This is a genomic window from Amycolatopsis sp. FDAARGOS 1241 (assembly GCF_016889705.1).
Lineage (GTDB): Bacteria > Actinomycetota > Actinomycetes > Mycobacteriales > Pseudonocardiaceae > Amycolatopsis.
The window spans coordinates 2,012,787-2,034,589 of record NZ_CP069526.1; the positions used below are offsets into that span (position 1 = coordinate 2,012,787).

Here is a 21,803-nt window from a genome sequence, read left to right on the forward strand (position 1 = left end):
ATGGTCGCGCAACGAACGAACCGTTGGAGAGCAGGGCAAGGTCACCGCGGCCGGCGGAGCAGGTAGGTGTCCATGATCCAGCCGTGCTTCTCGCGCGCCTCCGCGCGAACCGCCCGGATCCGGGCGGCCAGACCGGCGTCCAGCGGACCCGACAGCAGGATCTCGTCCGGCGTCCCCACGTACGCGCCCCAGTAGATCAGCAGGCCCTGGTCGGTGAACTGGTCGAAGGTGGTGTGCGCGTCGAGCAGGACGAAGACGTCGTCGGTGTCCGCGGGCCAGCCGGTGGCCAGGCGGCGGCCCGTGGTGAGCTGCACGGCGCGGCCGATCTGGTTCATCGTGGTGCGGTGGCGGGCGACGAGGGCGGAGATGCTGCTCACGCCGGGCACGACCTCGTAGTCGAAGGCCACGGTGCCCCGCGCCAGCACCGCCTCGATCAGGGCGATGGTGCTGTCGTACAGCGACGGGTCGCCCCACACGAGGAAGGCGCCGGTCTGGCCGTCGGCCAGTTCGTCGCGGATGAGGTGCTCGTAGACGTCCGTGCGGAGAGCGTGCCAGTCGGCAACGGCGGCGCGGTAGTCGGCCGGCGTGCGGTCGCGCGCGGGGTCCTCGGCGGTGACCACGCGATACCCCGGTCGCGTCACGAAGCGCGCCAGGATCTCCTCCCGCAGCCGCACCAGGTCGGCCTTGGCGGAGCCCTTGTCGAGGACGAAGAAGACGTCGACGCGGTTCAGCCGGTCCACGGCCTGAACCGTCAGGTGCTCCGGGTCGCCCGCCCCGATGCCGATGGCGTAGATCTTCCGCATGAGCGCAGTCTGCCGGGGTGGGTAACCGGCCCCACAAGCGGCCCGTGCGCCGAACCCCTACCCCCAAGGGGTATAAAGGGATGAGGAGTGCCACACAAGAGCGAGGAGCCGGCAATGACCGAAGCCACCTACACCGTCGAGGGCATGACCTGCGCGCACTGCGTCGGCGCGGTGCGCGAAGAGGTCAGCGAGCTCTCCGGCGTCCGCGCGGTCGACGTCGACCTCGCGTCCGGCGCGGTGAAGGTCGTGAGCGAGCAGCCCCTGGCCGTCGACGCCGTGGCGGCCGCCGTCACCGAGGCCGGCTACCGGCTCGTCGCGTAAGACGCGTAACACATGAGCACCACGGCACACGCGACTCCGCAGACGGTCGAGCTCGTCATCGGCGGGATGACGTGCGCGTCGTGCGCCGCCCGCGTCGAGCGCAAGCTCAACAAGGTCGAAGGCGTGACGGCGAACGTCAACTACGCGACCGAGAAGGCCCACGTCGAGTTCCCGAGCACAGTTTCCGTCGACGACCTCGTCGGCGTCGTCGAGGCCACCGGCTACACCGCCCAGTGCCCCGAGCCCGAAAAGCCCGAACCGGCCGAGGACCACGACGAGACGCGCCCCCTGCGCGATCGCCTGCTGTACTCGGCGCTGCTCACGGTGCCGGTGGTCCTGCTCGCGATGGTCCCCGCCCTCCAGTTCGACAACTGGCAGTGGCTGTCCCTGACCCTCGCCGCGCCCGTCGTGGTGTGGGGCGCCTGGCCGTTCCACCGCGCCGCGTGGACGAACCTACGCCATGGCGCCACGACGATGGACACCCTCATCTCCCTCGGTGTCGCCGCGGCCACGCTCTGGTCGCTGTACGCCCTGTTCTTCGGTACCGCTGGTGAACCCGGCCTGCGCGACAGCTTCGAGCTCACCGTCATGCCGGGCGCCGGCACCGGCACCATCTACCTCGAGGTCGCCGCCGGCGTCACCACGTTCATCCTCGCCGGCCGCTACTTCGAGGCCCGCTCCAAGCGCCGCTCCGGCGCTGCACTCCGGGCGCTGCTCGAACTCGGTGCCAAGGACGTCGCGGTCCTGCGCGAGGGCCGCGAAGCCCGGGTCGCCGTCGACGACCTGCACGTCGGCGATACCTTCGTGGTGCGCCCCGGCGAGAAGATCGCGACTGACGGCGTGGTCACCGAAGGCGGCTCCGCCGTCGACGTCAGCACGATCACCGGCGAATCCGTGCCGGTCGAGGTCGCCGTGGGTGACGCCGTCACCGGTGCGACCGTGAACGTCGGCGGCCGCGTCGTCGTCCGGGCCACCCGCGTCGGCGCGGACACCCGGCTCGCGCAGATGGCGCGGCTGGTCGAGGACGCGCAGAACGGCAAGGCTGCCGTGCAGCGCCTGGCCGACCGCGTGGCGGCGGTGTTCGTGCCCGTTGTCCTCGTGCTCGCGCTCGGCACCCTCGTCGCGTGGCTGGCGACCGGTGGCGACGCGGCCGAGGCGTTCACCGCGGCCGTCGCGGTGCTGATCATCGCCTGCCCGTGCGCGCTCGGTCTCGCCACGCCGACGGCACTGCTCGTCGGGACCGGCCGTGGCGCCCAGCTGGGTATCCTCATCAAGGGTCCCGAAGTGCTCGAGTCCACCCGCCGCGTCGACACGGTCGTGCTCGACAAAACCGGCACCGTCACCACCGGCCGCATGAGCCTCGTCGAGGTCCACCCGGTCGGCGGCGTCACCGAGGCCGAGGTGCTGCGCTACGTGGGAGCGGTCGAGCACTCGTCCCAGCACCCGATCGCGAAGGCCGTCGTCGCGGGCGCCAGCGACCGCGTGGGCGAGCTGCCCGCCCCCACCGGCTTCCGCTCGACCGAAGGACTCGGCGTCACCGCCATGGTCGAGGGCACGGCCGTGCTCGCCGGCCGCTCGGCGTTCCTGGCCGACTTGGGCATCCCCGTCGACGGCGCGCTCGCCGAAGCCGGGGCCGCGGCCGAGGAACGCGGCGCCACCGCGGTCTTCGTCGCGTGGGACGGCGTCGCCCGAGCTGTGCTGGTGGTCGCCGACACGATCAAACCGACGTCCGCCCAGGCCGTCGCGGAGCTGCGCGGCCTGGGCCTGAAGCCGGTGCTCCTGACCGGTGACAACGCGGGCGCCGCCCGGGTGATCGCCGACGCGGCCGGTATCGACGAGGTCGTGGCCGAGGTGCTGCCCGAGGAAAAGGTGGCCGTCGTCAAGCGGCTGCAGTCCGAGGGCCGCGTGGTCGCGGTGGTGGGCGACGGCGTGAACGACGCGGCCGCCCTCACCCAGGCCGACCTCGGGCTTGCCATGGGTACCGGCACCGACGCGGCGATCGAGGCGGGTGACCTCACCCTCGTGCGCGGTGACCTGCGCGCGGTCGTCGACGCCATCCGGCTCTCGCGCCGCACGCTCGCCACGATCAAGGGGAACCTGTTCTGGGCGTTCGCCTACAACGTCGCCGCGTTGCCGCTCGCGGCGTTGGGGCTGCTCAACCCGATGATCGCGGGCGCGGCAATGGCGTTCTCGTCGGTTTTCGTGGTCTCGAACAGCCTGCGCCTGCGCAGCTTCCGCGCGGCGCGCTGAAACCGCTCGGTGAAAAGAGGGCGCCCCGGTTGCGGGGCGCCCTCGTTTTTCACCGCTTCACGAACGGACCAACCGCGCGATCGCGTCGGAAGCTTCGCGGACCTTCAGGTCGGCCTCTTCGCCGCCGTTCGCGGCTGCCTGCACGACGCAGGTGGCCAGGTGCTCGTCGAGCAGCTCCAGCGAAAACGACTGCAGCGCCTTCGTCGCCGCCGAAACCTGCGTGAGGATGTCGATGCAGTACTTGTCCTCCTCGACCATGCGCTGCAGGCCGCGGATCTGTCCCTCGATGCGGCGCAGACGCTTCAGATAGGCATCCCGCTCGCTGCCGTAGCCCGTCATCGCACCGTTCCCCTTCGTCAACACCCGTACGAGTTCAGTATACCCACCCCACGTATCCGATACGGGGTATGTGTATTTCAGCTCTGCACGGCGACCGCGACGACCAGCCCGCCGACGTTCGTGGTGAAGTGCACGAGCACCGACGCCAGGACACCGCGGCCGAAGTGGCGCCACGCGTGGAGGAACACCCCGGCCGCGGTGGCCGCGACCATCGCGAGCACCTGCAGCACCGGCGCCGGGATCCCGCCCAGCGCGGCGTGCACGGCCGCGTTGCGCCCAACCGCCGGTGCCGGCAGGAAGTGCCACAACCCGAAGAACGCCGACGCACCGAGGATCGGACCCCACCGCCAGCGGTCGTCGCGTGCGCCGAGCAACGCCGGCAGCACGCTCCGGAACGCGATCTCCTCGACGACCACCGTGCCGAATGTGATCCGTCCCAGTGTGAGCCAGGCGAGCTGCGGCAGGTCGGGTGTGCCGACGCGCCCGTCGTGGTAGACGGTCCGCAACGTGGGCACCGCGGCGGCGATGCCGAAGAGCAGCAGGAAGAACGCGGCCCCGAGCAGGCCGGTGCGCGCCGCGCGCCCCAGCGTCGCCCGGCTGACGCCGAGGTCGGCCGACGTGTAGCCGGCGCCGAACGCCAGCGTGAGCAGCACCGCAACCGTCACCGCTCCGCACACCGGATACGCCCACCCGGGCAGCACGCGGTTCGCGAGCGTCGTCGCGGTCGCCAGCACCGCCACGCACACCACGACGAGCAGCAGCCGGGTCGACGTCCGCGGCTCGGTGGTGGTCACCGGTCCAGCGTAGAGGCGCTGATCACCGCACGCGGTCAGCGCAGGTCAGCAAACGCCAGCGTGGTCAGCCCGGTGCCGGTGCTTCGGTGAGGGTTGGTTTGCGGCGTTGGACCGGCACGGGCGTGTCGGCGTCTTCGTCAGTGGGGTCGAGGGCGGCCGACGCGCGGGCGAGGATCTCCCGGCAGCCGGACAACGCGGTTTTCAGGCGGTGGTGCTCGGCGGTCAGCTCGGCGACGCGGTCGTCGGCATCCGTGACGACGCGGGTCGCGTAGTCCGTGGCACGGCGCACGCGGGTCTCGGCTTCGGCGGTCGCATCGCGGACGAGGGCGGCAGCATGCGCTTTGGCGTCGCGGACGCGGTTTTCGGCTTCCGCAGTCGAGGTGCGGACCAGTGTGTCCGCTTTGTCCTCCGCGGTCCGGAGCAGCTTTTCAGCGTCGGCCCTGGCGGTGCGCACCAGTGTTTCAGCGTTCGCGATGGCGTTGCGGACCAGGGCCTCGGCCTCGGCCTCGGCAGCCGAGGTCAGCTCGTCGAGCGCGGCCATGGTCGTGACGCGGCGCTCGTCCAGTTCGGCGATCGTGTCGGTGCGGCGTTTGTTCAACGCCCGCGTGAGATCCTCTTCCAGCAGGCGACGGCGCTGTGCGGCGACCCCGTCGGCCTGCGCGCGTTCGGCGGCGGCCCGGCGCATGAACTCTTCGTACTCCGCGCGCCGGCGGCGGCGATCTTCCTCGGTCGCGGCGACGAGCGCGCGTTCCTTCTCGGTGAGGCGCACCGCTTCGGCCTCGGCGTCGAGGCGCGTTTGCTCGGCTTTTTCCTTCGCCTGCGCGATGATTTCCGAAGCTTCCTCGCGAGTCAGCTCGATCATGCGGCGTGATCGTTCCTGCAGTGCGTCGGGCCGGATGGGGGTTCGGCTGATGCGATCGATCGTCGCGGACAGGTCGCGGTTCTGTTCGGCCAGGTGGGCCACGCGCCGCATCGCCGCGTCGCGTTGGGCCGCCATCCGCCGGAGCTCGTCCTGGGCCCAGACCACGAATTCCTTGACCTGGCCTCGGTGAAAGCCGCGCCAGGCCGGTTCGAAGCGGGGCTCGACGGACGTCAGGTCCTCGCCGCCTCCGGGGGCCATAGCCTCACCTCCGATTTGGATGGTTTCTCCTCGAGCGCGACGTTTTCGTTACGCCACCGAGGTTTCCGTGTGCCATCCAGTGTGCCCGAAGTCGGGCCGGAAGTGGGGGCGGGGCCCGCGATCAATCTTCGAGTGGATCTTCGGTGCCGGTCGCAGTGCTGCGAACACCGGGCAGTTCCGCGAGATCCGCCGTCAAATCGGTGAGCTCCCCACGGCCCTGCAACCGCAGTGTGACGACCGCGATCCGTTGCCCTTCCTCGGAAACCGTCTCCCGGTCGACCGCCACCCGGTGGACGACCCACCCGCGGTCGGTGCAACTTTCGAGGACGTTCCGCAACACGCCGTGCCCATCGGAGTAGCTCAGCCGCAGCACGGGTGGTTCGCGCCGATGCCGCGCCACGAAGCCGGAAAGCCGCGGGAAGCCGCGCGTGATCACGATCAGCCCGGCCGTGGTCGCGACCGCGAGCACGGGCAGCCCCGCGCCGCACGCGACGCCGACCGCCGCGGCGAGCCACACCGTTGCTGCCGTCGTCAGCCCGCGTACGGCGTCGCGGCGCACGAAGATCAGCCCGCCGCCCACGAATCCGATGCCGGACACGATCTGGGCCGCGATCCGCGACGGATCGAGCGCCACGTGGTCGAGGCCGAGCAGATCGGAAAACCCGTACTTCGACACGAGCATGAACACCGCGGACCCTACGCCCACCAGTGTGTGCGTCCGCAGGCCGGCCTGTTTGTTGCCGACCTCGCGCTCCAGGCCGATCACCGTGCTCAGGACCAGCGCGAGCGCGACGGGCAGCAGCAGCAACCACTGCCGGTCGGTGGACCACAGAGCGTTCACCCCGTCACTGTGCCCGCTAGGGGCTGCGCGCGCCGCCCGGCCCCCGCGGTGGATCACCCTTAAGCTCCCCGCATGGCCCGGTACTTCGACGTGCACCCGCAGAACCCGCAGCGGCGCTCGCTGGGACAGGTCGTGGACCTGCTCCGTGAAGACGGGCTCATCGCGTACCCCACCGACTCGTGCTTCGCACTCGGCTGCCAGCTCGGCAACCAGACGGGCGTGGAGCGCATCCGGGCGATCCGCAAGCTCGACCACCGGCACCACTTCACGCTGGTCTGCCAGGATTTCGCCCAGCTCGGGCAGTTCGTGATCGTGGACAACGCGGTGTTCCGCGCGATCAAGGCCACCACGCCCGGCCCGTACACGTTCATCCTTCCCGCGACGAAGGAAGTGCCGCGGCGGCTGATGCACCCGAAGAAGAAGACCGTCGGCGTGCGCATCCCGGATCACGTGGTCACGCAGGCGTTGCTCGCGGAGCTGGGGGAGCCGCTGCTGTCGAGCACGCTCCTGCTGCCCGACTCCGGCGAGCCCCTCACGCAGGGCTGGGAGATCAAGGAGGAGCTCGACCACCAGCTCGACGCCGTCCTGGACTCGGGCGACTGCGGCGTCGAGCCGACCACCGTGGTCGACTTCTCCTCCGGCGAAGCCGAGGTCGTCCGCTACGGCGCCGGAGACGCTTCGCGGTTCGAGTGAGCCGCGTCAGCTGCCGGTGAGGTAGCGCTGCAGCGTCGGGCCGAGCCAGCGCACGGCTTCGTCCCCGGTCAGGTCGGCGACCGGCGGCAGCTTCAGCACGAACCGGCACAGCGCCAGTCCGAGCACTTGCGTCGAGATCAGCCCTGCCCGCAGCGGGGCCTCCGCCGGGTCCGGGCACACCTTCGCCACCTGCGGGCCGAGCTGCGCGGCGAAGATCGTGCGCATCCGCTCGGCGGCGGCCGGGTTGGTGACGCCCGCGCGCAGCAACGCGAACAGGGTCTCGTCGTCGGACCAGCGGTTGAGCACGTGGCGGACCAGCAGCTCGCCGGCGTGCTCGCGCCGCAGCTCGGCGAAGTCGGGCAGCCGCAGGTCGAAGTCGGCCGCGGCCGCGAACAGCTTCTCTTTGGAGCCGTAGTAGCGCATGACCATCGACGGGTCGATGGCGGCGTCGGCGGCGATGGCGCGGATCGTCGCGCGCTCGTAGCCGTCCGCGGCGAAGCGCTCACGGGCGGCGTCGAGGATCGCGGCGCGGGTCGCCGACGAGCGGCGAGGGCGGTCCGGAGTCATGCCAACAACTGTAGGCCAACAAGTGTTGACATCGCCAGGGTGGAGGCGCTCTGTTGGACGCCAACAGGTGTTGGCAAACAAGCGTTGACCTAGGGGTCGAGATGGCAGCGGATGTGCTGGTCGTCGGAGCCGGACCGGTCGGGCTGCTGCTGGCGGGGGACCTCGCCGAAGCCGGCGTCGCCGTGACGGTGCTCGAACGGCGGACGACGGGATCGAACCTGACCAGGGCGTTCGGCGTGCACGCTCGCACGCTGGAGCACCTCGACGTGCGCGGCGTCGCCGACGAACTGATCGCCACCGGCATGCCGCTGCGCGAACTGCGGTTGTTCGACCGGGTGGCGCTCGACCTCGCGAAGCTGCCCTCGCGCTACGGCTACCTGCTGGTCACGCCCCAGACCCACACCGAGGACGTGCTGCGCGCGCGGGCCGAACGGCTCGGCGCGAAGTTCGGCTGGGGCGCCGACGTGCGGGCGCTCACCCAGGACGACAGCGGCGTCGACGTCACCACCGCCGACGGACAGCGCTACCACTCGCGCTACCTCGTCGGCGCCGACGGTGTGCGCAGCGTCGTCCGCGACCAGGTCGGCCTGTCGTTCCCCGGCCGGTCCGTGCTGAAGTCGATCATGCTCGCCGATGTCCGCCTCGCCGAACCGCCCGAAGACCTCCTCGTCGTCAACGGTGTGGGAGACGGGTTCGCCTTCGTCGCGCCCTTCGGCGACGGCTTCTACCGCGTGTTCGCGTGGGACCGCCGTCACCAGGTCCCCGACGACGCGCCGCTGGAACTCGAAGAGGTACGCGACATCACCCGCCGGTCGCTCGGCACCGACCTCGGGATGCGCGAGGCCCGCTGGATGTCCCGCTTCCACAGCGACGAGCGGCAGGCGCCGCACTACCGCGTCGGGCGCGTGTTCCTCGCCGGCGACGCCGCGCACGTCCACTCGCCGGCAGGCGGTCAGGGCATGAACACGGGCCTGCAGGACGCGGCCAACCTGAGCTGGAAGCTGGCCGAGGTCCTCGCCGGCCGGCTGCCCGAGAGCCTGCTCGACACGTACGAGACCGAGCGCCACCCGATCGGCCGCCTCGTCCTGCGCAGCAGCGGGGCGATCATCCGCCTGGCGATGATCAAGCCGTTGCTGCTGCGTGAGGCCCGCAACCGGGTGCTCGGCGCGGCCGTGTCGGTGCCCCCGCTCGGACGGCGGGCGTCCGGGATGATCTCGGGCGTCGGCCTCCGCTACGCGCCGCCGGCCGGCGCCGACCGGCTCGTCGGTGCGCGTGCTGCCGACCGGCCCCTGCCCGGTGGCCGGCTGTACGAGCTGCTGCGCGGCGGCCGTTTCGTCTACATCGGACCCCGCCGGCCGGCGACGCTGCCGGACCACGTGGTGTTCGCCCGTGGTTCCGGTGAGGTACTGGTGCGCCCGGACGCGCACGTCGGGTGGGTCGGCGATCCGGCTGGGTACTTCGCCCGCTGACGGCCGACGGGGTGGGCGTACCCCCGGTGAACGCCCACCCCGCCACGGTCACGCGCCGACCGCCGGCTGGCCGAGGACCTGCGCGTATGCGTCGGCCAGGTCGACGGCCGACGCCGAGTGCCACGCCACGATCGCGTCGGGCCGCAGGAGCAGCGCGCCCCCGGCTTCTAGCTCGAGGCCAACCACGCCGGGTTCTCGACGGTGACCGTGCGCAGCCCCAGCCGCCGGGCGTCCGCGGTCCAACGAGTCTCGCCCGGCGAGGTGAGCAGCACGAACCCGGTGACGTCCACAGTGGACACCCCCGGAGAGACCCAGGTGTGCGGCACTCGCGTGCCCGGCCGGCCACCTGGGGCGTAGTGATCCTCCGGCGCCGGGCCGCGGCCGTCGGCGACGAAGGCGCCCTCGGCGTACTGCACCCCGAACAGGCCGACGAGCGGATCGACGGGCGGAGTGTTTCCGCTGGTCACGGTCGCGATCATCGTGCCGAGGTGGCCGCTGACCCGGCTCGAGAACTCGGCCGTCGCGTAGCCGACGGGGTGGCGTTCGGCGTGGTAACTGCCGAGCAGTTCCGGCGCCGCCGACCCGCAGAGCACGGCCGCGAGCTTCCACGTGAGGTTGTGGACGTCGCCGATCGCGGTGTTCGCACCGGCCGCGGCCAGCGGCGGCATCCCATGCGCGGCATCGCCCGCCAGGAACACGCGGCCCTGTGCGTAGCGGTCGGCCACGTACATCCCGGACTCCCACGGCATCAGGCTCAGCACCTCGACGTCGAGGCCGGGCACGCCGACGACCGCGCGCAGCAGGTCGCGCCAGCTCTCGTCGCCGAAAGTGGCCGAGCCGGGGAAGTCGGCCGTCGAGAACAGCCACCGGTCGGTGCCGTTGACCGACACGAAGGCGCCCGACGCCGCCGGGCTCTCGATCCGGCACAGGTTGAACCGCTTGTCCCGGACGAGCTCGGTGAGGTCGGCGCGGAACACGATGTCGAGGTTGTCGGCCAAGCGGCCGTACCCGCTGCGCGGGATGCCCAGTGCCTCGCGGCCGAGCGTCGCGCCCAGCTCCAGGCAGGTTTCCGACGTCGACGCCGCCGAACCCGCCCGCGCCGGCGCCGCCGAACCCACGACCATCCCGGTGCCCAGCGCGACGAGCGGTCCGTCGCCGAAGGCCACGATCGCCAGCCCCGCCGACGCCGGCAGCAGGCCCGCGGCGCGGCCCGCCACCGCGACGAGCGCGAACCCGCCAACGCCCAGCGCCAGACCCGCGGTGATCGCGAACCGCGGACTGACCCGGCGGGTGAGCGCCGGAGTCAGCACACAGCCGAGCGCGATCGCCAGGCCCATCGGCGCGTACCAGATCGCGGCCGCGAGCGCCGACAACCCCAGCACAAGCTGGAACCACTGGCCCACGAGCATGCCCGTGCCCGCCATGAACAGGCCCGTGAGCAGCATCGTCGCGAGGATCATCCCGACCTGCGAACGGCGGAACAGCGAGAGGTCCAGCAACGGTGTGGCGAGCCGCCGCCGGCGGCGGACGAACGCGACGTCGAATCCGCGGCCGGCCAGGACCGCCAGTGCCGCCGTGGTCCCGCCGCCCGTGGCCAGCTTTTTGATCCCCCGCACCGCGGGCAGCACAGCGGCCGGCGACAGCGCGACGCTCACCGGGTCGAGCTTCGCGTCGCCCGTGCCGCGGTGCTCGGGCAGCGCGCCCCGGTCGAACACGAGCAGCAGGAGCATCACCGGCGCGCCGAGCAGGAACACCGAACCCCACCAGAAGTGCGCGAGCAGCACCCCGTGGAGCGCGGGCCCGAGCGCGGCTCCGCTGGACTGGCACTGCGCCCACAGCGAGATCGCCGTGCCGCGCTGCTTCGCGTCGGGAACAGGCTGCTGATCATTGCGAGCGTCGAAGGCATCAGCGTCGCACCGGCGACGCCGAGCAGGGCGCGCGTGACGATCAACGTCCCGGCGTCCGGCGCGAACGCGGCGACGACCGACAGCACCCCGAACGCCGCGGCGCCGATGAGCAGCAGCTTCCGGCGGCCGATGCGGTCGCCGAGAGTGCCCATGGTGATGAGGAACCCGGCGATGAGGAAGCCGTAGCTGTCCGTGAGCCACAACTGCTGCACGCCCCTCGCGCCCAGGTCGACGGCGATCGCGGGCAGGGCCAGGAGAACCACGCCGATGTCGAGCGCGACGAGCAGCGTGGACGGCATGAGCACGACCGGGCCGAGCCAGGCGCGATGGGGTGGCAGGCAGCTCCGGGTTCCTTCCTCGGGTGGTTTCGCGAGGGGTCGCAGCCGCGGTGAGCTTCCGGACACACGCGCGTCCGCTAGGTTGAGGCGGAATCCGGTTACCTGGGGAGGGCGACATGAAGTTCCTGCTGATCATGCACATGAACCCCGAGGTCTGGGAGGGCCTGTCGGAGGAGACCAAGGACTCGGTGATGACCGGCCACGCCGACTTCATCACGAAGATCCGCGCGTCCGGCGAGCTGGTCAACACCCAGGCGCTCGGTACGCCCGCGGAGAGCGCGGTGGTGCGCGTGCGCGGGGGCGTCCCGGCTGTCACGGACGGGCCGTTCATCGAGTCGAAGGAGTTCCTCGCGGGCTTCTACCTGGTGGAGTGTGAGAGCCGCGAGCGCGCGCTCGAAGTCGCCGCGATGATCCCCGACGCCGGGATCGAAGGGCTCGGCATCGAAGTCCGCCCGATCGCCTTCTTCGCCGACGCGGAGAGCGAGACCGAGCTCGGCTGATGGACCCCGAACTGCTCCGGCCGCTCGTGCCGCAGGTGCTCGGAGTGCTCGTGCGCCGGTACGGGCAGTTCGAGGCGTGCGAGGACGCGGTGCAGGAGGCGTTGCTCGCCGCCGTCGAGCAGTGGGCCGACGGGCCGCTGCCGGACAACCCGCGGGCGTGGCTGCTGGCCGTAGCGACCCGCCGGCTCACCGACCTGTGGCGCAGCGAGAGCGCGCGCCGGCGGCGTGAGGAGGCGGTGGCCGGCCAGGAAGTCACGCAGCCGGCGCCCGGCCCGGGTGAAGACCGGCCGCCGGAGCACGACGACACGCTGACGCTGCTGTTCCTCTGCTGCCACCCGGCGGTGACGCCGAGCTCGCAGGTCGCCCTGACGCTGCGCGCGGTCGGCGGCCTGACGACGGCGGAGATCGCGAGTGCGTTCCTCGTGCCCGAAGCCACGATGACCCGCCGCATCACGCGCGCGAAGGAGAGCATCGTGGCCGCGGGGTCGACGTTCGCCGAACCGTCGGCGGAGGACTGGCAGGCGCGGCTGCACGTCGTGCTGCACGTGCTGTACCTGATCTTCAACGAGGGCTACACGGCGTCGTCGGGGGAGCAGCTGCACCGCGTGGAGCTGACGGCCGAGGCGATCCGCCTGACCCGGGCAGTGCGCGGCCTGCTGCCCGACGATGGTGAGGTCGCGGGCCTGCTCGCTCTCATGCTGCTCACCGACGCGCGCCGCCCCGCCCGCACGCGCGAGGGCGCACTGCTGCCGCTGGCCGACCAGGACCGTCGCTTGTGGACGGTGTCGCTGATCGTCGAGGGTGTGGAGCTGGTGAGCCGGACGCTCGGACGGGGCCCGGTCGGGCCCTACCAGGTGCAGGCCGCGATCGCCGCGCTGCACGACCGCGCGGCGAGCACAGAAGACACCGACTGGCCGCAGATCCTCGAGCTCTACGGCGTGCTGGAGGAACTCGCACCCAGCCCGGTGGTGACGCTGAACCGCGCGATCGCCGTCGCGATGGTCGACGGCCCGGCCGCCGGGCTCGCGCTGCTCACCACCATCGAGAACGACAACCGGATCAAACAGGGACACCGCCTCGACGCGGTGCGCGCCCACCTGTACGAGCTGTCCGGTGACCCCGCCGCGGCCCACGAGCACTACCTGCGCGCGGCCAAACGGACGTCGAGCCTGCCCGAGCGCCGCTACCTGCACTCGCGGGCGGAAAAATTTCTCCGCGCGCGGCGATGAGTTCCGCCACCGGCGCCGGTACATCCCTGCGACACTCCGACGCGGAAGGGATCACCACCATGACCACCACCACGCCCGCCGAGATCCAGGACCTGCTCCACCGCCTCTACGCCGCCTGGGCCGACCACGACGCCGACGCCTTCGCCGCGCTCTACACGCCGGACGCGACCGTCGTCATGCCCGGCGTGTTCCACCAGGGCCGCGCCACCGTGCGCGACTACCTGGCGGCCGCGTTCGAGGGCCCGCTCAAGGGGTCCCGCGGCCTCGACGAGCCCCAGGACGTGCGGGTCCAAGGCGACACCGCGATCGTCGTGAGCCGCGCCGGGATCCTGTTCGCCGGCGAGGAAGCGCTGCCGGCCGAGCGCGAGCGCGTCGCCACCTGGGTCCTGACCCGCGGCGACGGAGCCTGGTCCGTGGCCGCTTACAGCAACGCACCGGCCCACTGACGTGCCCGACTTCGCGACGAGCACCGCTCCGCACCGGGCCGAGCTGGTGGTGCACTGCTACCGCCTGCTCGGCTCGGTGCACGAGGCCGAGGACCTCGTGCAGGAAACGATGCTGCGCGCGTGGCGGGCGTGGGACCGCTATGACAGCGCACGGGCGTCCGTGCGCACGTGGCTCTACCGCATCGCGACGAACACGTGCCTCACCGCGCTCGAAGGCCGCGCTCGCCGGCCGCTGCCGACCGGCCTCGGCGGCCCGGGCGACGACCCGATGATCCCGCTCGTCCCGGCGTTCGACGTGCCGTGGCTGCAGCCGTTCCCCGACGACCCGGCTGCGGTCGCCTCGGCCCGCTCGGGTATCCGGCTCGCCTTCGTGGCCGCGATGCAGGCGCTCCCGGCGCGCCAGCGGGCCGTGCTGGTGCTGCGCGACGTCCTGGACTTCAGCGCCGCGGAGGTCGCCGACCTGCTCGACACGACAACGGCTTCGGTGAACAGCGCGCTGCAACGCGCGCGAGCCGGCGTCGCGGGGATCTCGGCCGACGAGCTGTCGGAGTCCGGTGAAGAGGTGATCGACCACTACGTCCGGGCGTTCGAGGCCGCGGACGTCGACGCCCTCGTGGCTTTGCTGACCGACGACGTCGTGATGGAGATGCCGCCCGTCCCGCTGTGGTTCCGCGGCCGCGCCGACTACGGCCGGTTCCTGGCCCGCGTCTTCGCCATGCGCGGCTCGCGGTGGCAACTGGTGCGCACCACCGCGAACGCCCAGCCAGCCTTCGCTGCCTACTGCTGGGACGGCGCCGACTACCGGCTGCACACGCTGCAGGTCTTCAGCGTCCACGGTGGGCTGGTTGCCCACAACGCCGTCTTCCAGGACCCGGCGGTGTTCGAGGCGTTCGGGCTGGCTCAGGTCCTCGGGTGACGGTCAGCCGAGCAGGGGCCGGACCTCGACACCGCCGTCGAGGACGGGGACGAAGGTGCCGATCTGAACGGCGTGGTCGAGGTCGCGCGCTTCGACGATGAAAAAGCCCGCCATCGCCTCCGGGCTGACCGCGAACGGTCCCTCCGTGACCGCGGAGCCGCGCAGCGAACGCGTTTTCGCCGACGGCTCCGTGGCGTAACCGGCGATCAGCGCGCCACCCGTATCGGCGATCCGGCTTTCCACCCGCGCGTGTGCCTCGAGTACCTCGGGCGGCAGGTCGGCGACACCACCGGGCGTCTCACGCTCGTAGATCAGGATCGCGTAGTGCGGCATCCGCCTCTCCTTCGCTCCGCCGAACGGCCCAAAGCTACTGCGGCTCGAGCAGGAACACGCGGATTTCACGGTGGGCGGCGCGGACGGCGTACCGGTCGTAGGCCGGCCAGTACGCGGCGACGGCATCCCACATCGCCTGGCGCTCGGCGCCTTTGAGCAGCCGCCCGCGCACCGCGGTGGTGCGACCGCCGCGCTCGACGGTGGCGTCGGGGTGGGCCAGCAGGTTCGCGGACCACGCCGGGTGCTTCTCGCCACCCCAGTTGGAGCCGATCACGACGAACCCGCCGCCGCGCTCGACGTACAACAGCGGCACCTGCCGCGGCTCGCCGCTGGTGCGGCCGACGGTGGTGAGCAGCAGCGTCCGCAGCCCGACTGCCGCGCCGATCCCCACGCGCCCGCCGGTGACCCGCAGCAGCACGCGGTCGGCCGGCACCAGCGCCCGGCCGATCGCGGCGAACGCGGTGCTCTTGCCGAACCCGGTGATCAGCCCTCGCAGTCCCATCGGCGCAGCCTACGGCGCCGCGGCGAGCGTGCTCCGCAGTGCCGCCACGATCGGCTCGGGCCGCTCGGTGAGGTAGAAGTGGCCGCCGGGGTGCGTTGTGAACGCGAAGCCGCCAGTGGTGTGGGCCGCCCACGCGCGTACGTCGTCAGGGGTGGCGCGCGGGTCATTGGTGCCGGCGTGGGCGTGGATCGGCGCGGTGAGCATCCCGGTGGTGGCGGTGTAGGTCTCGACGGCGGTGTAGTCCGCCCGCAGGGCTGGCACGACCAGGGCGCGCAGCTCTTCGTCGGCGAGTACCAGCGGGTCGATGCCGCCGAGTTTCGTGACCTCGGCGAGCAGGCCGTCGTCATCGAGCCGGTGCACGGCTTCCGCACGGCGGACCGACGGCGCGCGGCGCGCGGAGACGACCACGGCGTGCGGCCGCGAACCCCGCGCTTCCAGCCGCAGGCCGACTTCGAAGGCGACCGTCGCGCCCATGCTGTGGCCGAAGAGCACCACCGGCACGTCGAGCCACGGCAGCAGCGCCTGTGTGATCGCGTCGGCGAGCTCGGGGATCCGCGTGAACGGCGGTTCGGCGAAGCGGTCCTGCCGGCCGGGGTACTGGACGGCGAGCACGTCGGCGTCCCCGCAAAGTTCCTTCGAGAACGGGTGGAAGAACGATGCCGCCCCACCCGCGTGCGGCAGGCAGACCAGCCGCGCCCGGGCGTCGTCGGCGGGGTGGTAGCGCCGGATCCACCGGTCGTCGCGCATGGCCTCGATCCTGCCGCACCCCCAGGCGCGGCAGGATCGAGGTGCGGGTCAGCGCACGTCGGTAAGCGCGACCCGCTGGAACACGATCGACTCGTACGGCCCGGCCGTGCCCGTCTCGTACAGCACGCCGAGCGTCTTCGGGCCGGCTTGCACGAGGTCGGAGTAGCCCGCCGGGTTCGGCGTGAGCGTGAGCCCCGGCTGCCAAGTGCTGCCACCGTCGGTGCTGATCCGCAGCTGCATGCGTGCGCGGGTCGCCGGGTCGGCGGGGCCGGAGTAGACGAGCAGCCGGTGGTCGGCCGTCTGCAGCACGCTGCCTTCGACCTTCGTGCCGGAGATTCCCGGCTGCACCTGGTACGGCTTTGCGAGCGTCTTGCCACCGTCGAAGCTGTAGCCGTCGACGCGGTGCTCGGCGGCGTAACCCTGGTTGCGGCTGGAGAAGTACAGCCGCCCGTCGGGCAGCTCGGTCATCGACGTCTCGTTGGCGGCGATCACGCCGTCGGTGCGGTCGTCGGTGAACCCGATGTGCCAGGTGCGGCCGTTGTCGTCGCTGTAGAGGTCGTGGCCGCCGTAGTACTTCGCCTCTGTGCCGACGTCGGCCGAGCCGGCCGGTGGGGCGCTGGAGTGGTTGGCGGGCACGACGATCCGGCCCGCGTGCGGACCGTGCTTCAGCAGCGTGGCGTGGCCCGGGCCGGTCGCGTACCAGCGCCAGTTCGGCAGCTTCGTCTCGTCGGTGGTGTCGCGGGCTTGCGTCCACGTTCGGCCGTTGTCGCGGCTGCGCGAGACGAACACGCGGCGCGTGTCCTGTTGCGAAGCGGTGCCGGACATGATCTGCGCTTCGCTGACCGGTCCGTTGTGGACGGTGAGCAGCACGAGCTCGTCGTCGCGTGCGAGGACCGGCGTCGGTGTTGTCGCCGTTGGCGTCCACGACGCTGAGCAGGCCCCAGGTGCAGCCGTCGTCGCGGGAGGTCTTGGCGACGGTCTGGATGGCGCCGGAGTCGCCGGCCGAGTCGCGCCGGCCTTCGGCGAACGCGACCAGCGACGCGTCGGCGGCGCGCACCACCGCGGGGATCCGGAAGGTGTCGTACCCCTCGGTGCCGGACGTGAACGGCACCGACGACGTGCAGCCGTGGTGCGCGGGAACGGCCGTGGCCGCGGGGGTGAAGGGCAGCCCGAGTGCGGCCGCCGTGAGAAGAGTCGTGCCGAACCTGCGGATCGGGGACACGCTCCGCCTCCTCGTCGGTGAGTTGGGGATCGGGTGGGAAGACTTAAGACATGGGATGTCCGACGTCCCATGTCCGGACAACCTAGGGAGCGGTTTCTCGTTCGTCAAGGTGCGCTGGCGTGGGTTCCGCATGATGGAGGCCCACACCAGCTACCACCACGGCAACCTGCGTGGCGTGCTGCTCGAGAACGCGGACCGGGTGCTGGAGGAGTCGGGGCCCGACGAGCGTCCCTGCGGCAGCTGGCCCGCGACGCCGGCGTGAGCCACGGCGCGCCACGGCAGCACTTCGCGGACAAGCGAGCGCTCCTCGACGCGCTCGCCGAGCGGGGGTCCGAGCAGCTGGGGCGTGAGCTGCTGGCCGCTCGGGTGGCCGAGGGCGGGCCGTTCCGGGAGCAGTTGCTGGCCTTCGCGCGGGCGTGGGTCGGCTTCGCGACGCGGCGCCCGGCGCTGCTGGACCTGATGTTCGCGGCGAAGAGCCGCGATGACGCCCTTCAGTCGGTGGCGGACCGGCCGTTCGCCGCGACGTCGGCGATGATCGCCCGGGCTCAGGAGGCCGGCGAGGGGGTGCCGTTCGCGATCTTCGCGACGCTGCAGGGCCTCGCGTCGCTGGTCACCAGCGGCATGAGCGGCGCGCGGGCGCACGCGCAGCTCGTCGACAAGACCATCACGACGCTCGTCGACGGTCTGCGGCCGCGCTGAGTGTCGATAGTGCCGGGCTGTCGATAGTGCCGGGCTGTCGGTACTGCCGGGCTGTCGATTTTTGAGACAACCGGCCGGGCCCGGGCGTGCGATCGTGCCGGGCGTGGACGTGGACCTCACGGTGACCGCCGGGAACTACCGCTTCGACGGGGTGTCGTTCGCGGTCGACACGAACATCTGGCTCCTCGGCGACGAGGAGGAGGTCCTCGTCGTCGACGCCGGTTTCGACGCCAGCGCCATCACCGCCGCGATCGACGGCCGCGACGTCGTGGGCATCCTCTGCACCCACGCCCACAACGACCACGCCGACGCCGCGTTGTCGCTCGCCGACGCGACGGGCGCGCCGGTGCTGCTGCACCCGGCCGACGCGAAGCTGTGGGAGCGGGTGAACCCGGGTCGCCTCCCGGACGCCGAGCTGGCCGACGGGCAGGTGCTCACGGTCGCCGGTTCACCGGTGGTCGTGCTGCACACGCCCGGCCACACCGCCGGTTCGGTGTGTCTGCACCTACCCGACGAGGGCGTGCTCTTCAGCGGCGACACCCTGCTGTCCGGCGGCCTCGGCATGACCGGCGACGTATTGTCGAGCCGGTCGGCGCTGCTCGATTCGGTGCGCCGGAAATTGCTCGTGCTGCCCGGCGAAACGGTGGTGCACCCGGGCCACGGGTACGACACCGACATCGCGACCGAACGCGAGGAATCGCTGTCCTGAATCAGCCGATTGCTTCGCACGCGAGCGAGAGATCCACGCCGCAGGGCATGTAAGAACATTCGTGCGACGCGTGACCGGCGTCGGTTTCCGTGCACGACCACGGGAATCCGAACACGTCGATCGAGCAGTAGGCGTAGAAGCGGTCGGGCTCGCCCGGCACCTGATCGGCCGCGGCGGGGAGAGCAGTGGCGAGCAGCCCGCCGCACACGAGTGCGCCGGCCGCGGCCGGGGAAACGATTCGGGGTTTCATCGTCGCCGGTCCTCTCCGGTCGAACGCGGGGTTTCCGCGTTCGGGTAATTCCCGATTTCCACCGCTTGATCACCCCCACGTGTAGCGACCCGGTCCGTCCTGGCGACACGCCCCTCGGTGGTGATGGGTCATGGTCGTCAACCGCGCTCTCGGGCTTCGCTTGGCGGAGCACGCGTGGGACCCGTTTCGCTCACCGAAGCCGGCCGGTAGGGCAGCGAAGCCGTCACCGCCGCCGCGCGCGTTGCGCGAACGCGGCGTCAGCCGCCGACCGGCCCCGCAGCGGAGCAGTCGCGGCCGCCGCGGGCGTTGCGCGAACGCGGCGTCAGCGTGGCCGAGCCCATGGCCGCGGCCGGAGTCCCCCAAGGTGGCTTCTACGGGCAGTTCGCTTCGTTCTTCCGGCAGTTTGCCTCGAAGGAAGCCCTCGCCGGCGAGGCGGCTGCGAAGGCTTCCTCAACTGTCTGCCCGGCTGCGCGCCCTGGCCGCGCTGCCGACGCCCGAGCGGGGTGTGCCTTCGCGAACTCCTGTCTCTCGGCTGACTCCAGCGATAAGCCCGGCGCAACCTGCCCTCGCCACCGCTCTCGGCGGTGAGCCGTGCGGGAGCCACTCGGACAGTCGGCCGGATAAGTCCTATGCAGACGGTGTTCGTACTTTTGTTTGACCTGCTCATCTCCACCGACTCCGCCACGCGTCCCGAACACTTTCGCCACTCTGGCGGGCGGCTTGTCCCTCTCCCGCGCGACGGCGGGGGATCCGCTGTCTGCCGAGCCCAGGCTGCCGTGCGCAAACAGCTGATCGAGACGGCGCGGGTTGCGCAGCCTTCTACTGCACAATTGCGCGCTGCTCGTGGCGGGCGGCGCGCGATCGCCGGTCTACAATGGAGTGTGGTTGAGGCTTCCCCGATACTTCCTCCAGGTGTTGATGGCGTCGCGTGTGGCGCGCTGGTTGCGGTCCTGAGCGTGTGAAGATGTGCTACACGAATTCCCACCCGTGTGGGTACGCCGGTCGGCGTCTTCAAGAAGAACAGGTACCCGGCGGCGGGCTCGTCAGCCGTCGCAGCGGGCGGTTCGGCTGGCAGCCACGGAAACTGAGCCGTTTGGTGGCTCGCACTGGCGAGCACATGCGGTGCACTGACAGCAGCCATCCATCCACGGAAACGGGAGCCGACGTCGTGACTCGTATTCGCGAGCACAAACGGTGCGCCGGTAGCGGCCGTCCAGTCTTGGCAGTCGGAGCAGTCTTGGTGGCCCGCCCGTGAGCACACACGCCGCGCTGGCAGCCACCGGCCAGTCCCCGGAAACCACAGCCGCTGCTGCCTGGAGTGGTCCCCGAAAGCTGGACCTTGGAATTAAACCTTATGCGGTGGCGGATGTTTGGGCGAGGTACTCGTCGGGGCTGAGGTAGCCGAGCCGTTGTTGGATGCGGGTCGTGTTCCACCACTGCAGGTAGTCGGTCAGCCCGGCGTGGAACTCGTCAACGGTCGCGGGCTGCTGGATTCGGAACCATTCCTCTTTGAGGTGGCTGAAGAACCCTTCCATGACGGCGTTGTCGAGGCACGTGCCTTTTCGAGACATGGACTGGGTGAGGCCGGCCTCGCGGAGCACGTCCTGCCAGAGGGCGTGGCGGTACTGGAATCCTTGATCGGAGTGAACCAGCGGTTTCTCACCTGGCTGCAGGTTGTCGATCGCGGTGCGCAGGCCATCGGCGACCATCTTCACGCTCGGCGATGGCCCGGCCACGGCAGAGATGACTCGGTTGTCGTAGAGGTCGAGGACCGGCGAGACATACACCTTGGAGGCCCCGATCGCGAACTCGGTCACGTCGGTAACCCACTTGGCGTGCTTGACCGCTGCGGTGAACTGGCGGTTCAACACGTTGTCGGCTGCTTGGCCAACCTCGCCCCGGAAGGAGTTGTACCTCCGCCGGCGGCGCACAGGGCACCGCAAGCCAAGCGTGCGCATCAGTTTCAGCACGGTCTTCTTCGACACCCGCCACCCGCGACGCAGCAGGATCGCCAGGATGCGCCGGTGCCCGTACACGCGTCGTGCGTCGTCAAAGGCCTGACGGATGGCGTCTTTCAGCTCAGCATGCCGATCCGCGCGGGCGAGTCTGTTCCGGTGGTCGTAGAACGTTGACCGGGGAAGACGGGCGATCTGCAGCAAGAGCGACAACGGGTACTGCGCCTTGAGATCTTCGACGGCGTGAACCTTCAGCGTCGTTCCTGTGACCTCAAGGCCCGCAATTTTCCCAGGTACGCGACCTCGGCGCGCAACCGTTCGTTCTCCTTGCGCAGCGTGTCGATCTCGGTCTCCGGTGGAGGATTCCCGCGATCGGCCGGAGGCCGGCCGCGCCTCTTGGGCCGCAGCCCGTCTTCGCCCTCGCGTCGATAGATACTCGTCCAGTTGGCGACGGTACTGGGCGAGGGGAGCCCGTATTCCGCGGCCAGAGCCCGTCCCGACTCGCCCGCAACATGACGGAGCACGATCTCGAGCTTGGTCCCGAAGTCGTACTGCCTGCGTTCCCTCGTCACCAGCGCGTCCCGTCCTCTCAGCTGCCATCGCTGGTACAACATTTGAACAGGATTCGGGGCGAGGTCAAGGGACAGGGACACGGACTTCGCGGTAAAGCCCTGCTCGAACAGTTCGACAGCCGAGACGGCGTCGGCATGGCTCAACGTGCTCCCCGAGTACATCGGCCTCCCCCCTCACAAGATGGACGCTTACTTACGGTGTCCAACTTCTAGGGACCACTCCATGTGCCGTCGCTCGTACTTTGCGAGCACGCGCGGAGCATTGGCAGCGGTCCGGCAAC

The 21,803-nt window shown here is 71.0% G+C and carries 26 protein-coding genes and 1 pseudogene; 11 read left to right on the plus strand and 16 right to left on the minus strand.

Features of this window, described 5'->3' with window-relative positions:
* Positions 1–41: 41 nt before the first annotated feature.
* Positions 42–803 (minus strand): precorrin-6A synthase (deacetylating), encoded by a 762-nt coding sequence (gene cobF / locus I6J71_RS09975; RefSeq protein ID WP_204094461.1) that lies wholly within the window; start codon positions 801–803, stop codon positions 42–44.
* Positions 804–917: 114 nt separating this feature from the next.
* On the opposite strand from cobF, the gene I6J71_RS09980 reads away from it, so the two are divergent.
* Together I6J71_RS09980 and I6J71_RS09985 are read left to right on the plus strand one after the other, a co-directional pair.
* Positions 918–1,124 carry a heavy-metal-associated domain-containing protein gene (locus I6J71_RS09980; protein WP_204094462.1) on the plus strand — a complete coding sequence of 69 codons (207 nt, stop codon included), beginning with the start codon at positions 918–920 and terminating at the stop codon, positions 1,122–1,124.
* 12 nt (positions 1,125–1,136) lie between these two features.
* Positions 1,137–3,374 carry a cation-translocating P-type ATPase gene (locus I6J71_RS09985; RefSeq protein ID WP_204094463.1) on the plus strand — a complete coding sequence of 746 codons (2,238 nt, stop codon included), beginning with the start codon at positions 1,137–1,139 and terminating at the stop codon, positions 3,372–3,374.
* A gap of 57 nt (positions 3,375–3,431) precedes the next feature.
* Here I6J71_RS09985 and I6J71_RS09990 read toward each other — a convergent pair whose 3' ends face one another.
* The 4 genes from I6J71_RS09990 to I6J71_RS10005 form a co-directional block, all read right to left on the minus strand.
* Positions 3,432–3,713 (minus strand): metal-sensitive transcriptional regulator, encoded by a 282-nt coding sequence (locus I6J71_RS09990; protein WP_204094464.1) that lies wholly within the window; start codon positions 3,711–3,713, stop codon positions 3,432–3,434.
* Between the two features lie 77 nt (positions 3,714–3,790).
* Positions 3,791–4,507 (minus strand): CPBP family intramembrane glutamic endopeptidase, encoded by a 717-nt coding sequence (locus I6J71_RS09995; RefSeq protein WP_370542107.1) that lies wholly within the window; start codon positions 4,505–4,507, stop codon positions 3,791–3,793.
* Positions 4,508–4,571: 64 nt separating this feature from the next.
* Positions 4,572–5,627, minus strand: a complete 1,056-nt coding sequence (locus I6J71_RS10000) for a M protein (RefSeq protein ID WP_204094465.1) — start codon at positions 5,625–5,627, stop codon at positions 4,572–4,574.
* A 121-nt stretch (positions 5,628–5,748) separates the two neighbouring features.
* Positions 5,749–6,468: an MgtC/SapB family protein gene (locus I6J71_RS10005; RefSeq protein WP_204094466.1), complete on the minus strand. Its 720-nt coding sequence runs from the start codon at positions 6,466–6,468 to the stop codon at positions 5,749–5,751.
* A 72-nt stretch (positions 6,469–6,540) separates the two neighbouring features.
* Between I6J71_RS10005 and I6J71_RS10010 the strand changes: the two genes are divergently transcribed.
* Positions 6,541–7,161, plus strand: coding sequence for an L-threonylcarbamoyladenylate synthase (locus I6J71_RS10010; RefSeq protein ID WP_204094467.1), 621 nt, complete (start codon positions 6,541–6,543; stop codon positions 7,159–7,161).
* A gap of 6 nt (positions 7,162–7,167) precedes the next feature.
* On the opposite strand, the gene I6J71_RS10015 is transcribed toward I6J71_RS10010, so the two are convergent.
* A complete protein-coding gene (locus I6J71_RS10015; protein WP_204094468.1) occupies positions 7,168–7,728 on the minus strand; it encodes a TetR/AcrR family transcriptional regulator in 561 nt (186 codons plus the stop codon).
* A 101-nt stretch (positions 7,729–7,829) separates the two neighbouring features.
* On the opposite strand from I6J71_RS10015, the gene I6J71_RS10020 reads away from it, so the two are divergent.
* Positions 7,830–9,197 carry an FAD-dependent monooxygenase gene (locus I6J71_RS10020; RefSeq protein ID WP_204094469.1) on the plus strand — a complete coding sequence of 456 codons (1,368 nt, stop codon included), beginning with the start codon at positions 7,830–7,832 and terminating at the stop codon, positions 9,195–9,197.
* A 48-nt stretch (positions 9,198–9,245) separates the two neighbouring features.
* On the opposite strand, the gene I6J71_RS47880 is transcribed toward I6J71_RS10020, so the two are convergent.
* Genes I6J71_RS47880 through I6J71_RS10030 form a run of 3 tightly spaced genes read right to left on the minus strand, consistent with a single transcriptional unit; the run spans position 9,246 to position 11,403 of the window.
* Positions 9,246–9,383, minus strand: a complete 138-nt coding sequence (locus I6J71_RS47880) for a hypothetical protein (RefSeq protein WP_239154594.1) — start codon at positions 9,381–9,383, stop codon at positions 9,246–9,248.
* The gene (locus I6J71_RS47885) at positions 9,365–11,041 is read right to left on the minus strand and encodes an MFS transporter (RefSeq protein WP_239155303.1); all 1,677 of its coding nucleotides are present in this window, start codon (positions 11,039–11,041) and stop codon (positions 9,365–9,367) included. The genes I6J71_RS47880 and I6J71_RS47885 overlap by 19 nt, the downstream gene beginning before the upstream one ends.
* Positions 10,927–11,403, minus strand: a complete 477-nt coding sequence (locus tag I6J71_RS10030; protein ID WP_239155305.1) for an MFS transporter — start codon at positions 11,401–11,403, stop codon at positions 10,927–10,929. Before I6J71_RS10030 ends, I6J71_RS47885 begins: the two co-directional genes overlap by 115 nt.
* A 155-nt stretch (positions 11,404–11,558) precedes the next feature.
* Between I6J71_RS10030 and I6J71_RS10035 the strand changes: the two genes are divergently transcribed.
* The 4 genes from I6J71_RS10035 to I6J71_RS10050 are packed head-to-tail and all read left to right on the plus strand — an operon-like array spanning position 11,559 to position 14,533.
* Positions 11,559–11,942 (plus strand): YciI family protein, encoded by a 384-nt coding sequence (locus I6J71_RS10035; protein WP_204094471.1) that lies wholly within the window; start codon positions 11,559–11,561, stop codon positions 11,940–11,942.
* Complete coding sequence (locus tag I6J71_RS10040; RefSeq protein WP_204094472.1) at positions 11,942–13,171, plus strand: RNA polymerase sigma factor; 1,230 nt, start codon at positions 11,942–11,944, stop codon at positions 13,169–13,171. The genes I6J71_RS10035 and I6J71_RS10040 overlap by 1 nt, the downstream gene beginning before the upstream one ends.
* 59 nt (positions 13,172–13,230) lie before the next feature.
* A complete protein-coding gene (locus I6J71_RS10045; protein WP_204094473.1) occupies positions 13,231–13,617 on the plus strand; it encodes an SgcJ/EcaC family oxidoreductase in 387 nt (128 codons plus the stop codon).
* Between the two features lies 1 nt (position 13,618).
* The gene (locus tag I6J71_RS10050; protein WP_204094474.1) at positions 13,619–14,533 is read left to right on the plus strand and encodes a sigma-70 family RNA polymerase sigma factor; all 915 of its coding nucleotides are present in this window, start codon (positions 13,619–13,621) and stop codon (positions 14,531–14,533) included.
* A 3-nt stretch (positions 14,534–14,536) separates the two neighbouring features.
* Here the strand turns inward: I6J71_RS10050 and I6J71_RS10055 are convergent, their stop codons facing one another.
* From I6J71_RS10055 to I6J71_RS47890, 4 genes are read right to left on the minus strand one after another with little or no spacing between them, the layout of a single operon-like run.
* A complete protein-coding gene (locus I6J71_RS10055) occupies positions 14,537–14,866 on the minus strand; it encodes a YciI family protein (protein ID WP_204094475.1) in 330 nt (109 codons plus the stop codon).
* A gap of 34 nt (positions 14,867–14,900) precedes the next feature.
* Positions 14,901–15,362 (minus strand): nitroreductase family deazaflavin-dependent oxidoreductase, encoded by a 462-nt coding sequence (locus I6J71_RS10060; RefSeq protein ID WP_370542202.1) that lies wholly within the window; start codon positions 15,360–15,362, stop codon positions 14,901–14,903.
* A gap of 15 nt (positions 15,363–15,377) precedes the next feature.
* Positions 15,378–16,115, minus strand: coding sequence for a thioesterase II family protein (locus I6J71_RS10065; protein ID WP_204094477.1), 738 nt, complete (start codon positions 16,113–16,115; stop codon positions 15,378–15,380).
* 48 nt (positions 16,116–16,163) lie between these two features.
* Positions 16,164–16,985 (minus strand): exo-alpha-sialidase, encoded by an 822-nt coding sequence (locus I6J71_RS47890; RefSeq protein WP_239154596.1) that lies wholly within the window; start codon positions 16,983–16,985, stop codon positions 16,164–16,166.
* A gap of 32 nt (positions 16,986–17,017) precedes the next feature.
* On the opposite strand from I6J71_RS47890, the gene I6J71_RS47895 reads away from it, so the two are divergent.
* From I6J71_RS47895 to I6J71_RS10080, 3 genes are all read left to right on the plus strand, one after another.
* Positions 17,018–17,599, plus strand: coding sequence for a hypothetical protein (locus I6J71_RS47895; RefSeq protein ID WP_239154598.1), 582 nt, complete (start codon positions 17,018–17,020; stop codon positions 17,597–17,599).
* Complete coding sequence (locus tag I6J71_RS10075) at positions 17,596–18,036, plus strand: TetR/AcrR family transcriptional regulator (RefSeq protein ID WP_239154600.1); 441 nt, start codon at positions 17,596–17,598, stop codon at positions 18,034–18,036. The genes I6J71_RS47895 and I6J71_RS10075 overlap by 4 nt, the downstream gene beginning before the upstream one ends.
* Before the next feature lie 103 nt (positions 18,037–18,139).
* A complete protein-coding gene (locus tag I6J71_RS10080) occupies positions 18,140–18,745 on the plus strand; it encodes an MBL fold metallo-hydrolase (protein WP_204094479.1) in 606 nt (201 codons plus the stop codon).
* Position 18,746: 1 nt separating this feature from the next.
* Here the strand turns inward: I6J71_RS10080 and I6J71_RS10085 are convergent, their stop codons facing one another.
* The 3 genes and pseudogenes from I6J71_RS10085 to I6J71_RS50485 form a co-directional block, all read right to left on the minus strand.
* Positions 18,747–18,995, minus strand: a complete 249-nt coding sequence (locus tag I6J71_RS10085; protein WP_204094480.1) for a hypothetical protein — start codon at positions 18,993–18,995, stop codon at positions 18,747–18,749.
* A 1,352-nt stretch (positions 18,996–20,347) separates the two neighbouring features.
* Positions 20,348–21,427 carry an IS3 family transposase gene (locus tag I6J71_RS10090; RefSeq protein WP_239155307.1) on the minus strand — a complete coding sequence of 360 codons (1,080 nt, stop codon included), beginning with the start codon at positions 21,425–21,427 and terminating at the stop codon, positions 20,348–20,350.
* Positions 21,385–21,684 (minus strand): annotated as a pseudogene (locus I6J71_RS50485) (helix-turn-helix domain-containing protein); the annotation flags it as partial. The gene I6J71_RS10090 and the pseudogene I6J71_RS50485, both read right to left, overlap by 43 nt.
* Positions 21,685–21,803 lie beyond the last annotated feature (119 nt).

Excerpts from the sequence above, each read along its gene's own strand:
- cobF (WP_204094461.1), bottom strand. The coding sequence starts at position 803 with ATGCGGAAGATCTACGCCATCGGCATCGGGGCGGGCGACCCGGAGCAC.
- I6J71_RS09980 (WP_204094462.1), top strand. The coding sequence starts at position 918 with ATGACCGAAGCCACCTACACCGTCGAGGGCATGACCTGCGCGCACTGC.
- I6J71_RS09985 (WP_204094463.1), top strand. The coding sequence starts at position 1,137 with ATGAGCACCACGGCACACGCGACTCCGCAGACGGTCGAGCTCGTCATC.
- I6J71_RS09990 (WP_204094464.1), bottom strand. The coding sequence starts at position 3,713 with ATGACGGGCTACGGCAGCGAGCGGGATGCCTATCTGAAGCGTCTGCGC.
- I6J71_RS10000 (WP_204094465.1), bottom strand. The coding sequence starts at position 5,627 with ATGGCCCCCGGAGGCGGCGAGGACCTGACGTCCGTCGAGCCCCGCTTC.
- I6J71_RS10010 (WP_204094467.1), top strand. The coding sequence starts at position 6,541 with ATGGCCCGGTACTTCGACGTGCACCCGCAGAACCCGCAGCGGCGCTCG.
- I6J71_RS10015 (WP_204094468.1), bottom strand. The coding sequence starts at position 7,728 with ATGACTCCGGACCGCCCTCGCCGCTCGTCGGCGACCCGCGCCGCGATC.
- I6J71_RS10020 (WP_204094469.1), top strand. The coding sequence starts at position 7,830 with ATGGCAGCGGATGTGCTGGTCGTCGGAGCCGGACCGGTCGGGCTGCTG.
- I6J71_RS10030 (WP_239155305.1), bottom strand. The coding sequence starts at position 11,403 with ATGCCGTCCACGCTGCTCGTCGCGCTCGACATCGGCGTGGTTCTCCTG.
- I6J71_RS10035 (WP_204094471.1), top strand. The coding sequence starts at position 11,559 with ATGAAGTTCCTGCTGATCATGCACATGAACCCCGAGGTCTGGGAGGGC.
- I6J71_RS10040 (WP_204094472.1), top strand. The coding sequence starts at position 11,942 with ATGGACCCCGAACTGCTCCGGCCGCTCGTGCCGCAGGTGCTCGGAGTG.
- I6J71_RS10045 (WP_204094473.1), top strand. The coding sequence starts at position 13,231 with ATGACCACCACCACGCCCGCCGAGATCCAGGACCTGCTCCACCGCCTC.
- I6J71_RS10055 (WP_204094475.1), bottom strand. The coding sequence starts at position 14,866 with ATGCCGCACTACGCGATCCTGATCTACGAGCGTGAGACGCCCGGTGGT.
- I6J71_RS10065 (WP_204094477.1), bottom strand. The coding sequence starts at position 16,115 with ATGCGCGACGACCGGTGGATCCGGCGCTACCACCCCGCCGACGACGCC.
- I6J71_RS10085 (WP_204094480.1), bottom strand. The coding sequence starts at position 18,995 with ATGAAACCCCGAATCGTTTCCCCGGCCGCGGCCGGCGCACTCGTGTGC.